Raw genomic sequence first — 11,846 nt, 5'->3', positions numbered from 1 at the left:
AGGAGCGGCATGGCAGGCCGCAACCACAAGCCGTACCCGATCGTGATCCGCGAGCTGGAGGTCACCGAGGCGTACGACGTGACGCCCCGGATGCGGCGGATCGTCCTCACCGGCGACCAGCTCGGCGCCTTCCGCAACAACGGCTACGACATCGCGCCGTTCCTGACCGAGAACGCCGACGACCACGTCAAGCTCGTGCTGCTCGACCCGGACGACCCGTCCGTCGAGCCGCCCGTCCAGGACGACGGCCACCTGGACTGGACGCGCGCCGCGCTCGCCCGGTCCCGCGACTACACGCCGCGCCGCTACGACGCCGAGGCGCGCAGGCTCGAACTCGACTTCGTCCGGCACCCCGGCGGCATCGCCTCGGAATGGGCCGACCGGGCGCGGCCGGGCGACACGATCCACGTCGCCGGGCCGCGCGGCACGACCGTCCTGCCCGCCGAGATCGACGCCTACTTCCTCGCCGGGGACGAGACGGCGCTGCCCGCCATCGCCCGCCGCATCGAGGAACTGCCGCCGGGCACGCCCGTCACGGCCGTCGTGTCGATCCCCGACCCGGCCGAGGAGCAGACGTTCGAGCACGCCGCCGACCTGCACGTGACCTGGGTGCACCGCGACCGGACCGGGCCCGAGGCGTTCCTCGCCGCGATCGAGGCGGCGCCGTGGCCGGACGGACGCGTGTACGCGTGGGCGGCGGGCGAGGCCGGGGTGCTGCGCCCGCTGCGCCGCTACCTGCGCGACGTGCTGCGCCTGGACCCCGCCTACACCGACATCGCCGGGTACTGGCGGGCCGGGCAGGCGCAGCAGGAGATGGGCGACAACGTCCGCACGCTGCGGCGGGCGGCGAGCCTGGCCGTCCCGTACGCGATCCGGACGGCGATCAGCCTGGACCTCGCCGAGCTGGTCACCGAGGGGCACACGAGCGTCGCGGCGCTGGCCGACGCGGCGGGCGCCGACCCGCGCGGGCTGGACAAGGTGCTCCGGCTCCTGGCGGACGCGGGCTGGTTCACGCTCGACGGCGACGCCGTCGGCCTCACCCCGACCGGCACGATCCTGCTGGAGGACGTCGCGCACGAGCGCCTGGACCACCGCAACGGCTACGGGCGCCTGGACGAGGCGTGGCCCGGCCTGCTGCACGCGGTCACGACGGGCCGGTCCGGCTTCGTCCACGCCCGGGGCCACGACTTCTGGGCGGAGCTGGCCACCGCCGACCGGCTCGGCACGACGTTCGACGGCAGCCTGGAGCACTGGTCCCGGCACTGGGCGCCCGCCGCCGTGAGCGCCCTGGCGCTGACCGGCGGCGAGCACGTCGTGGACGTCGGCGGCGGCACCGGCACGCTGCTGGCCCGCGTCCTCACCGAGCACCCCGGCGCGCGCGGCACGCTGGTCGAGCTGCCCACGACGGCCGACCGCGCCGGCGCCGTCTTCGCCGAGGCGGGCGTCCAGGACCGCGTGACGATCGCGGCCCGCAGCTTCTTCGAGCCGCTGCCCGGCGACGGCGACGTCTACGCGGTCGCCCAGGTGCTGCACGACTGGCCCGACGCCGAGGCCGTCGCGATCCTGCGCCGCGTGGCCGAGGCCGCGCGCGGCGCCCGCGTCGTCCTGGTCGAACGCCTCGCCGACGACCACGCCCACCCCGACCTGGCGTTCGACCTCATGATGTACGCCGTCTTCGGCTCCGGCGAACGCGACCTCCCCGCCTACACGGCCCTGGCCGCCCAGGCGGGCCTGGAGGTCACCGGCGCGACGCCGCTCGGTGAGGGCCTGCACCTCCTCGACCTGCGCACCGCCCCCTGAACCACTCCGCCGAGTGACCCGGTCGGGTGGGCCGGGTCACTCGGTGGAGTGCCGGTCGAGGAAGGCGTAGACGTCGGCCTCGTCGACGCCCGGGAAGGCGCCGGGCGGCAGGACGGACAGGACGTGGGAGTGGGCGCGGGCGGAGGGCCAGGCCATGCCCTCCCAGCGGTCGGCGAGGGCCTTCGGGGGGCGCTGGCAGCAGTCGCCGTCCGGGCAGGCCGACTTCTCCCGGTTCGTACTGTCGCGGCCCCGGAACCAGCGCGAGTCCTCGTAGCGGACGCCGAGCGTGATCGCGAAGTCGCGTTCGTGGCTCGGATCGATGTGCGAGAGGCACCAGTACGTGCCGGTCGGGGTGTCGGTGTACTGGTAGTAGACCGAGAAGCGGTCCTCGGCGTTGAAGACGTGCCGTCCCGCCCAGGAGCGGCACATCCGCTGGCCCTCGATGGCGCCGTCGGAGTCCTGCGGGAACGACAGGCCGTCGTTGGCGTACGCCTTGTAGATCGTGCCGTTCTCGTCGTTCTTGGTGAAGTGGAGCTGGAGCCCGAGGTGGTGCGTCGCCATGTTGGTGAAGCGGTGCGCGGCCATCTCGTAGGAGACCGAGAACACGTCGGCCAGGTCCTCCACCGACAGCTCCCGGTTCGCCTTGGCCTCCTGGAGGAACGGGACGACGGCCCGCTCCGGCATCAGGATCGCGGCGCCGAAGTAGTTGGCCTCCACCCGCTGGCGCAGGAAGTCGGCGAAGTCGGCGGGCTGGTCGTGGTCGAGCGCGATGTGCCCGAGCGTCTGGAGCAGGATCGTGCGCGGCGTGTGCATGCCGAGCTGCTCGCGCTCCAGGTAGATGCGCCGGTTGCGCAGGTCGGTGACCGACCGCACCGAGCGCGGCAGGTCGCGGACGTACTGGAGCCCGAACCCGAAGTGCGACACCAGCGTCATCAGCGTGCCCTGCGAGACGGCGCCGCCCCGGTACCCGACGGCGTCGAGCGTCTGCGCGGCGACGTTCTCGATGTCGGCGAAGTGGTTGCCGCGCTCGTGCATCTGCCGGCGCAGCTCGGCGTTGGCCTTGCGGGCCTCCTCCGGGCTGGCCGTGGGCTTGGTGCGGCTGCGGCGCAGTTCCCCGTACAGCGCGAGGATGTGCTCGATGACCTCGTTCGGCATCCGCTTGCCGACCTTGAGGTGCGACAGGCCGAGCGTGCGGTACAGCGGGTCGCGCTGCGCCTCCTCCAGCGCGATCTCCAGTTGCGCGCGGCGGCTCGGCGGCTGGCGGCGCAGCAGTTCCTCGACGGGCGCCTCCAGCGCGGTCGCCAGCGCCTGGAGCAGCGACAGTTTCGGCTCGCGCCGCCCGTTCTCCAGCAGCGAGAGCTGCGACGGCGCGCGGCCGACGCGTTCGCCCAGGTCGGCGAGGGTCATGCCCCGGCTGCGGCGGAGATGACGCAGGCGCTGCCCGAACGTGACGAGATCTACATCACTCGTCAAGTTGAGGGGTTCTTCTGGCCGCAAGGTCGTCATGGCTTGATGGTAGCGGAAAAACAGCAGATCTTTCGCCGTCGGATCGGTCATTTCGCCCTCGCACTCGCGGCATAGTCGAGGTCAAGCACCCAGGGGACGACACAGAAGGGCAATGCGATGAGCGACAGTCGCCTCAAGGGCGCAGCCGACGAGCTGCGGCAGCAGTGGGCCAACGACGAGCGCTGGAACGGCATCGAGCGGAGCTACTCCGCCGAAGAGGTCGTCAAGCTGCGCGGCTCGGTCCAGGAGGAGCACACCCTCGCGCGCCTCGGCGCCGAGCGCCTGTGGAAGCTCCTGCACGAGGAGCCCTACGTCCACTCGCTGGGCGCGCTGACCGGCATGCAGGCCGTCCAGCAGGTGAAGGCCGGTCTCAAGGCCATCTACCTGTCCGGCTGGCAGGTCGCCGCCGACGCCAACCTGGCGGGCCAGACCTACCCGGACCAGTCGATCTACCCGGCCAACTCGGTGCCGCAGGTCGTCCGCCGGATCAACAACGCCCTGCTGCGCGCCGACCAGGTGCAGTGGTCCGAGGGCTCGGGCGACACGCACTACCTCGCCCCGATCGTCGCCGACGCCGAGGCCGGCTTCGGTGGCGTCCTCAACGCCTTCGAGCTGATGAAGGGCATGATCGCCGCCGGTGCGGCGGGCGTGCACTGGGAGGACCAGCTCGCCTCCGAGAAGAAGTGCGGCCACCTGGGCGGCAAGGTCCTCATCCCGACCTCGCAGCACATCAAGACGCTGAACACCGCGCGTCTCGCCGCGGACATCTCCAACGTCAACTCCCTGATCATCGCGCGGACCGACGCCGAGGCCGCGACCCTGATCACGACCGACGTGGACGAGCGCGACCGCGAGTTCATCACCGGCGAGCGCACCGCCGAGGGCTTCTACCGGGTCCGCAACGGCATCGAGCCCTGTATCGCCCGCGCCAAGGCGTACGCGCCGTACTCCGACCTCATCTGGATGGAGACCGGCACCCCGGACCTGGAGCAGGCCCGCAAGTTCGCCGAGGCCGTCAAGGCCGAGTACCCGGACCAGATGCTGGCCTACAACTGCTCGCCGTCCTTCAACTGGAAGGCGCACCTGGACGACGCGACCATCGCGAAGTTCCAGCGCGAGCTGGGCCACATGGGCTTCAAGTTCCAGTTCATCACGCTGGCCGGCTTCCACTCGCTCAACAGCGGCATGTTCGACCTGGCCTACGGCTACGCCCGCGAGGGCATGTCGGCCTACGTCGAGCTCCAGGAGCGCGAGTTCGCGGCGGCCGAGCGCGGCTTCACCGCCGTCAAGCACCAGCGCGAGGCCGGCACCGGCTACTTCGACCTGGTCAGCACCGCGATCGCCCCGGACTCGTCCACCACGGCGCTCAAGGGCTCCACCGAAGAGGGTCAGTTCCACTGATCCGCTGATACCTCAGTCCTCACGGCTCAACTGAGGATGGAAGGCCCCTCCGGTTCCTACACCCCGGAGGGGCCTTCCGGCTTTTCTGCGCAGAACGCCACGGAAGCGGCGGGCGGGCCGGACTAGGCTCTCGGCAAGTGAGTGTCCATCCGTGGGTCGCCTGGTACGCCTTCCGCAGACACACCGCCTATCCGCTCGGCGCGTTCACCGAGGGCCTGACCAACACCGTCTTCGGCCTCCTCCGCGCCTACATCCTCATCGCCGTCTGGGCCGAGCGCCCCTCCCTCGGCGGCTACGACGTCACCGACGCCGTCACGTTCTGCTTCCTGACCCAGGCGCTGCTCGGCGCCGTCCAGGTCTTCGGCGGCATGGACCTGACGGCCCGCATCCGCACCGGCGACGTCGCCATCGACCTGTACCGTCCCGTCGGGCTGCTCGGCTGGTGGCTCGCCGACGACGTGGGCCGCGCCCTGGCCACGCTGCTGCTGCGCGCCGGGCCGCCGCTGCTGACCGGGGCGATCATCTTCGACCTGCGCGCCCCCTCCCCCGCGCGGGCCGCCGCGTTCGCGGCGGCGTTCGCGCTCGCGGTGCTCGTCAGCTTCGCGCTGCGCTACCTCGTCGCGCTGGCGATGTTCTGGCTCTCCGACGACCAGGGCGTGCAGATGATCTCGCTCGTCCTCACCCTGTTCTTCTCCGGCATGGTCCTCCCCCTGGTGGTGTTCCCCGGCGCGCTCGGCACGGCCGCCGGATGGCTGCCGTGGTCGGCGCTCATCCAGGTGCCCGCCGACGTCTACCTGGGCAAACGCGACGTGGCGGGCGCGCTGGCGTTCCAGGCGGCGTGGGCGGCGGCGCTGCTCGCCGCCGCGCACCTGGTCACCCGCGCGGCCCGGCACCGGCTGGTGGTGCAGGGTGGCTGAGCAGTTGCGCATGTACGGCGTGCTGGTGTGGGCGTGGACGCGCTCGGCCGCGCAGTATCCGGTGTCGCTGGTCCTGCTCGGCGTCGGCAGCGCGGTCGTCACCGGCCTCGACGCGCTGGCGATCGTGATCGTGTTCACCGGCGCCGACCGGCTCGGCGGGTTCACCGCCGCCGAGGTGCTGTTCCTGTACGCGACGGCGGCGCTGGCGTTCCAGGCGTCCGACGCGCTGCTCGGCAACACCGAGCTGCTGTCGCGGCACGTGCGCGAGGGCACCTTCGACACGATGATGACGCGGCCGGTGAGCCCGCTCGTGCAGATCGCCACCGAGCGATTCAACCCGCGCCGCCCGATCAGGATCGTCCTCCCGGCGGTGCTGCTGGCGCTCGTGCTGCCCCGGCTGGACGTGCCGTGGACGCCGGGCCGCGCCGCCGTCGTCGCGGTGATGGTCGTGTCCGGCACGGCGATCTTCTGCGGGATCTGGGTGCTGGCGGCGTCCGTCCAGTTCGTCCTGATGGAGAGCCACGGCGCCACCAAGTCCCTCACCTACGGCGGCGGCTTCCTCACCCAGTACCCGCTGAGCCTGTTCGCCCGCGACTTCGTGCGCGGCGTGACGTTCGTCGTCCCGCTCGCCTTCGTCAACTGGCAGCCCGCCCTGTACGTGCTGGACCGGCCCGACCCGCTCGGCCTGCCCGGCCCGGCCCGGTTCGCGTCCCCGGCCGTCGCCGTCGTCACCTGCGCGGCGGCGGCGCTGGCCTGGCGGACGGGGCTGCGCCGCTACCGCTCCACCGGAAACTGAACGGGAGGCACCCCCCATGATCGAGGTCACCGACGTCGCGCGGACGTTCACCGTCCGCCGCCGGACCGGGCGGTTCCGCCGCGTCCGGACCACCGTCCGCGCCGTGGACGGGATGAGCTTCACCGTCCCGCGCGGCCAGTTCCTCGGCTACCTCGGCCCCAACGGCGCCGGGAAGTCCACGACGATCAAGATGCTGACCGGCATCCTCACCCCGTCGGCGGGGTCGGTGCGGGTGTGCGGGCTCGACCCGTCCCGGCAGCGGACGACGCTCGCGCGCCGCATCGGCGTGGTGTTCGGCCAGCGCACGACCCTGTGGTGGGACCTGCCGCTGCGCGACAGCCTCGCGCTCGTCCGGCGCCTGTACCGGGTCGAGTCGGCGGCGCACCGCGAGCGGCTGGACGAGCTGACCGCGCTGCTGGAACTCGGCCCGTTCCTGGACACCCCCGTCCGGCAGCTCAGCCTCGGCCAGCGGATGCGCGGCGACCTGGCCGCCGCGCTGCTGCACGCGCCCGAACTGCTCATCCTGGACGAGCCGACGATCGGGCTCGACGTCGTGAGCAAGGCGACCGTCCGGGGCTTCCTGGAACGGCTGAACACCGAGCGCGGCACGACGATCCTGCTCACCACGCACGACCTCGGCGACATCGAGCGCCTGTGCGACCGAGTCCTCATCGTGGACCGGGGCCGCCCGGTCTTCGACGGCGACCTGCCCGCGCTGCGCGCCCGCGCCGACACCGGCCGCACGCTCGTCGTCGACCTGGCCGAGCCCGGCCCGCCGGTCGACCTCGGCGGCGTGACCGTCGCGCGCGTCGCGGGGCCGCGCCAGTGGCTCGCGCTGCCGCCGGACGCGAACCCGGCGGCGGTGATCGCGGCGCTGTCGGCGCGGTACGAGATCCGCGACCTCGCGCTGCGCGAACCCGACATCGAGGAGGTCGTCGCGCGCCTCTACCAGGGGGTCGTCTCACCTGCCGCCGGGTGAGCGCGGTGCCGCCCGCTGCCCGCTCCGGCGGGTTCGCGCCAGGGGGCGTCCGCGCCGTCCTCGCGGGCGGACGCCCAGCGGCGCGGCGCCCACGTCGGGACGAGCAGCGCGAACCCGAGCAGCGCGAACAGCCCGGTGCCGAGCAGGGTGCGCAGGCCGTCGTCCAGGTCGCCGCCGGGCGGGACGCGGGCGGGCAGCGCGAGCGCGGCGGCCGGGTCGAACAGGAAGTAGCCCGACAGGCCCAGCAGGGCCAGCGCGGGCACCAGCGAGACCAGCGGGGACGCCCAGCGCGCCACGATGATCACACCGGCGACCAGGCCCGCGGCGGCCAGCACGGCGAACGAGCCGTAGGCGCGGGCGGTGTCGGTGATCTCGCGGGCGAGCGGGTCGTAGGAGGACGTGGCCTGGACGAAGCCCCAGGCGGCTCCGTAGAGCAGCGCCGGGACCAGGAGCAGGCCGAGCAGGAAGCCGAGGGCGTGTCGCACCGGGATCACCTCGCGGGGGCGGGCGGTATTTCCGTCCATCCCAACATGCGCATCACCTGTTGCGCAGTAAATCCTGATTCGTCACTTGACGACCTTGACCGGAACGCACGTTTTTCCTGGTCAGACGGGCTATGGGAGAAAGTTTCGTTTTGACCCTCGGCACCGGGGCATCGGCGGGACGTTATTCCGGCACAGGGAGGACACAATGTCGACCGTCGTGATGGTCGTCGTCGTCATCATCGTGATCGCCGCCGTCGCGGGCGGGGGCTTCGTCCTGTGGACCCAGAGCCGAACCCGGCGTCTGAAGTCCCAGTTCGGCCCCGAGTACGACCGCGCGGTGGAGCGGCACGGTGGCCGCGGCGCCGCCGAGCGCGAGCTGCTCACCCGCGAGCAGCGCCACCAGGAGCTCGAACTGCGGGAGCTGGACCCGCGCCGCCGCGAGGAGGCGCGCGCCCAGTGGACCCACGTGCAGGAGCGCTTCGTGGACGCCCCGAAGGAGGCCGTCGCCGAGGCCGACCGCCTCGTGACCTCCGTCATGGGCGAGCGCGGCTACCCGACGGGCGACTTCGACGAGAACGTCACCCACCTGTCCGTCGAGCACGGCCAGACCATCGACCACTACCGCCGTGGTCACGAGCTGAGCACCAGGTCCGCCGAGGGCTCGGCCGACACCGAGGACCTGCGTCAGGCGATGGTGCACTACCGCGCCCTGTTCGAGGACCTGCTGGCCATCCCCGAGGGCGAGCGCGCCGCCGCCCCCGACCCCGACCTCTCCGGCACCCGGCCGGACACCCCCGCCGAGCACCGTGAGGCCCCCGCTGAGCACCGCGCCGACGCCCGCCCCGACACCCCGGCGCCGCCCGCCGCGCCGGCTGCCACCGACGTCCCCGCCGAACGGCGCGCGGACGCCCCGCGCGACGAGGCGCCCGCCGAGCGCGGCGCGCCGGTGACCGGCACCCGCAACGACGACGAGAACCCGAGGAGCTGACCCCATGTCCGAGCACCGCTTCGACCGCGACGACGAGATCCGCGACGACGCCCCCCGCGACGCCCACGACGGCGACGCCCACGTCGCCGGGGCCCCGCCGCGCGACCCGTTCGCCGAGCCGTCCCCCGGCACCGTCCCCGGCGAGGGCCCCGGCCCGACCGACCCGCCCGCCGGAGCCGGAGCCGAGTTCGGCACCGAGGACGGCCCGTCCGAGTTCGACGCCGAGCCCGACGCGGGCACCCCGCCCCCGGCCGCCGCGCCCGCCACGGACACCGCCGCGCCCGTGACCACCGACACCACGCCCGGCACCCCCGGCGCCGACAAGGACAGCCCGGTGGACCGGCTACTGGACCCCGCCGAGGCCGACCGCTTCCACGAGCGCTGGCACGAGCTCCAGGCCGGTTTCGTCGACGACCCGGGCGACTCGGTCCGCCGCGCCGACGAACTGGCCGACGAGGCCGTGCAGGCCCTCACCCAGGCGCTGAGCAAGCACAAGACGCGGCTGGAGGACGGCTGGCGCAAGGACGGCGGCGAGCCCGACACCGAGACGCTGCGCCAGACGCTGCGCGGCTACCGGGAGTTCCTGGACCGCATGCTGTCGTCGTGATCCCGTCCGGCATCGGCGGGGGTGGCCGTCCGGCCGCCCCCGCCGTTTCCGTCGCGCGCTCTGGTCCGGCCGCCCCGGCCGGGGAATACTGACCGCACCGTCACCCCGAGACCGCAAGGAGCATCCGGTGCCCGAGCACACGATGACGATCGCCGGACGTCCCGCCCCCGCCGAGGCCACGTTCGGCGTGATCAATCCCGCCACCGGCGAGGTCGCCGAGGTCGCGCCGGACGCCACCCGCGCCCAGCTCGACGCCGCGATGCACGCCGCGCACGCCGCCCTGCCCGCCTGGCGCGGCGACGAGGACGCCCGCCGCAAGGCGCTGCTGGCCGCCGCCGACGTCCTGTACTCCCGCGCCGCCGAGATCGGCCGCATCCTCACCCTGGAGCAGGGCAAGCCGCTGCGCGAGGCCACCGGCGAGGTCAAGGGCGCGGGCGCGTGGATGAAGTACTACGCCGGGGTGGAGATCCCCCGCGAGGTCATCCAGGACGACGCGCGCGCCCGCGTCGAGGTCGTCCGGCGGCCCGTCGGCGTCGTCGCCGCGATCACGCCGTGGAACTTCCCGCTTCTGCTGGCCGCCTGGAAGATCGCCCCGGCGCTGCTGGCGGGCAACACGATCGTGCTCAAGCCCTCCCCGTACACGCCGCTGTCCAGCCTCAAGCTCGGTGAGGTGCTGCGCGAGGTGCTGCCGCCCGGCGTCCTCAACGTCGTGTCCGGCGGGGACGACCTCGGCGCGTGGATGACCGGGCACCCCGTCCCGCGCAAGATCAGCTTCACCGGCAGTGTCGCGACGGGCAAGCGCGTCGCGCTGGCGGCCGCCCCCGACCTCAAGCGCGTCACGCTGGAACTGGGCGGCAACGACCCGGCGATCCTGCTGCCCGACGCCGACCCCGCCGCCGTCGCGGACCGGCTGTTCGGCGCCGCGTTCCTGAACAACGGGCAGACCTGCTCGGCCGTCAAGCGCGTCTACGCGCCCGCCTCGCTCTACGACGCGGTGGTGGAGGCGCTCGCCGAACGCGCCCGCGCCGCGAAGGTCGGGGACGGGATGACCGAGGGCGTCCAGTACGGGCCGGTCAACAACCGGCCGCAGTTCGAACGCGTCACCGACCTGGTGGCCGAGGCCGTGGCGGGCGGCGCGCGGGTGGCGGCGGGCGGGGAACCCCTCGACCGGCCCGGCTACTTCTTCGCGCCGACGATCCTGGCCGACGTCCCCGCGGGCTCCCGCGTCGTGGACGAGGAGCAGTTCGGGCCCGCGCTTCCGGTCGTCCGCTACGACGACGTGGACGAGGCCGTCGCCCGCGCCAACGGCACCCACTTCGGCCTGTCGGGGTCGGTGTGGGGCGGCGACGCCGAACGCGCCGCGCAGGTCGCGAGCCGCCTGGAGTGCGGCACCGTCTGGGTGAACACCCACCTGGCGCTGGCCCCGCACCAGCCGTTCGGCGGGTTCAAGTGGAGCGGCGTCGGCGTGGAGAACGGGCCGTGGGGCCTGTACGGCTTCACCGACATCCAGGTGCTGCACACCGCGAAATCCTGACGCGCCCCGCCCCGCCGCCGCGCGCTGTTTGCGACAATGCGAGCAGCGCCCCTGCCGCCGACCCGCATCCCGGAAGGAACCGCTTGGACGAGACCTGGGAGGTCGTCCGCCAGGACGACCTCGGCAACGCGTTCACGGTGTCCACGCACGACACCCGCGTGCAGGCGCTCGCGCGCGTCCTCGTCCTGGAGGGCGGCGTCCCGCACCGGCAGCTCTACCGGGTGGTGGGGCCGCCCGCCGCGACCGACCGCACCAACCGCGACCTGTACCTGCACGTGCTGGGCGTCGGCCGGGACGTGCGGAGCGCGTCGTGGTCGCTGTCGGCGTTCCTGCGCGCGCTGTGGAAGGTGAGCCTGCCGCTGCGCGACCAGGAGGCGCTGGCGCCCGACGACGTCGCCGCGCTGTTCACGGCCGCCGCCGTCGTGGCGCCCGCCCCCTACGACCCGGCGTGGTCCATCAAGGACCTGGCGCTGCCCGGCGACGCCCCGCACGATCATGCCGACTGGGAGCGCGTCATCCTGTCCCAGCTCGCCGACCTGGAGGACTTCGTCCACCACCCGCCCGGCCCCGACGCCCGCTTCGGCGTGGACGCGCCGCGCCCGTCCGGTTCGGGCGAGCGCGCCACGCCGCCGCGCTGGTACAACTTCGAGCCCGCCACCTACCTGGAGTGCGCGGTCGCGGGGGCGCTGGGCGGCTGGGACGCCGCCGACGGGCAGCGCACCCCCCGGCCGGGTGCGCCGCAGAAGTCGCTCGTCCGGCTTCTTCCCCGGCTGACCTGGGGCGACCTGTCCCGGGTGCTGGTCTGCGGGCAACTGTACGAATGATCGGCCGCT

General features: G+C 73.4%; 11 protein-coding genes. 9 read left to right on the top strand and 2 right to left on the bottom strand.

What is annotated here, in order from left to right:
• Positions 1-9: 9 nt before the first annotated feature.
• Complete coding sequence (locus C229_RS0116305) at positions 10-1,800, top strand: siderophore-interacting protein (protein WP_018656151.1); 1,791 nt, start codon at positions 10-12, stop codon at positions 1,798-1,800.
• Between the two features lie 36 nt (positions 1,801-1,836).
• Here C229_RS0116305 and C229_RS0116300 read toward each other — a convergent pair whose 3' ends face one another.
• A complete protein-coding gene (locus tag C229_RS0116300; RefSeq protein WP_026313852.1) occupies positions 1,837-3,273 on the bottom strand; it encodes a helix-turn-helix domain-containing protein in 1,437 nt (478 codons plus the stop codon).
• 150 nt (positions 3,274-3,423) lie between these two features.
• Here C229_RS0116300 and aceA point away from each other — a divergent pair, with 150 nt between their 5' ends.
• The 4 genes from aceA (at position 3,424) to C229_RS0116280 (ending at position 7,399) form a co-directional block, all read left to right on the top strand.
• Entirely contained in the window at positions 3,424-4,707 is a 1,284-nt protein-coding gene (gene aceA, locus C229_RS0116295; protein WP_018656149.1) for an isocitrate lyase, read from the top strand.
• A 137-nt stretch (positions 4,708-4,844) separates the two neighbouring features.
• On the top strand, positions 4,845-5,624 hold the full coding sequence (locus C229_RS0116290; protein WP_018656148.1) for an ABC transporter permease: 780 nt from the start codon (positions 4,845-4,847) through the stop codon (positions 5,622-5,624).
• A complete protein-coding gene (locus C229_RS0116285) occupies positions 5,617-6,420 on the top strand; it encodes an ABC transporter permease (RefSeq protein WP_026313851.1) in 804 nt (267 codons plus the stop codon). The genes C229_RS0116290 and C229_RS0116285 overlap by 8 nt, the downstream gene beginning before the upstream one ends.
• 16 nt (positions 6,421-6,436) lie before the next feature.
• Positions 6,437-7,399 carry an ABC transporter ATP-binding protein gene (locus C229_RS0116280; protein ID WP_018656146.1) on the top strand — a complete coding sequence of 321 codons (963 nt, stop codon included), beginning with the start codon at positions 6,437-6,439 and terminating at the stop codon, positions 7,397-7,399.
• Here C229_RS0116280 and C229_RS0116275 read toward each other — a convergent pair.
• Positions 7,366-7,884, bottom strand: a complete 519-nt coding sequence (locus tag C229_RS0116275; RefSeq protein WP_205624499.1) for a hypothetical protein — start codon at positions 7,882-7,884, stop codon at positions 7,366-7,368. The two genes, C229_RS0116280 and C229_RS0116275, sit on opposite strands and share 34 nt — an antisense overlap.
• A gap of 205 nt (positions 7,885-8,089) precedes the next feature.
• Here C229_RS0116275 and C229_RS30880 point away from each other — a divergent pair, with 205 nt between their 5' ends.
• From C229_RS30880 to C229_RS0116255, 4 genes are all read left to right on the top strand, one after another.
• Positions 8,090-8,872, top strand: a complete 783-nt coding sequence (locus C229_RS30880) for a hypothetical protein (RefSeq protein ID WP_018656144.1) — start codon at positions 8,090-8,092, stop codon at positions 8,870-8,872.
• Positions 8,873-8,876: 4 nt separating this feature from the next.
• Positions 8,877-9,479, top strand: a complete 603-nt coding sequence (locus tag C229_RS32975; protein ID WP_051109000.1) for a hypothetical protein — start codon at positions 8,877-8,879, stop codon at positions 9,477-9,479.
• Positions 9,480-9,606: 127 nt separating this feature from the next.
• Entirely contained in the window at positions 9,607-11,013 is a 1,407-nt protein-coding gene (locus tag C229_RS0116260; protein ID WP_018656143.1) for an aldehyde dehydrogenase family protein, read from the top strand.
• Positions 11,014-11,096: 83 nt separating this feature from the next.
• A complete protein-coding gene (locus C229_RS0116255; protein ID WP_018656142.1) occupies positions 11,097-11,837 on the top strand; it encodes a hypothetical protein in 741 nt (246 codons plus the stop codon).
• Positions 11,838-11,846: the final 9 nt, after the last annotated feature.

This window comes from Actinomadura flavalba DSM 45200 (assembly GCF_000374305.1).
Lineage (GTDB): Bacteria > Actinomycetota > Actinomycetes > Streptosporangiales > Streptosporangiaceae > Spirillospora > Spirillospora flavalba.
The sequence above is the reverse complement of the archived record's forward strand: the minus strand, read 5'-3'. Positions and strand labels throughout refer to the sequence as shown.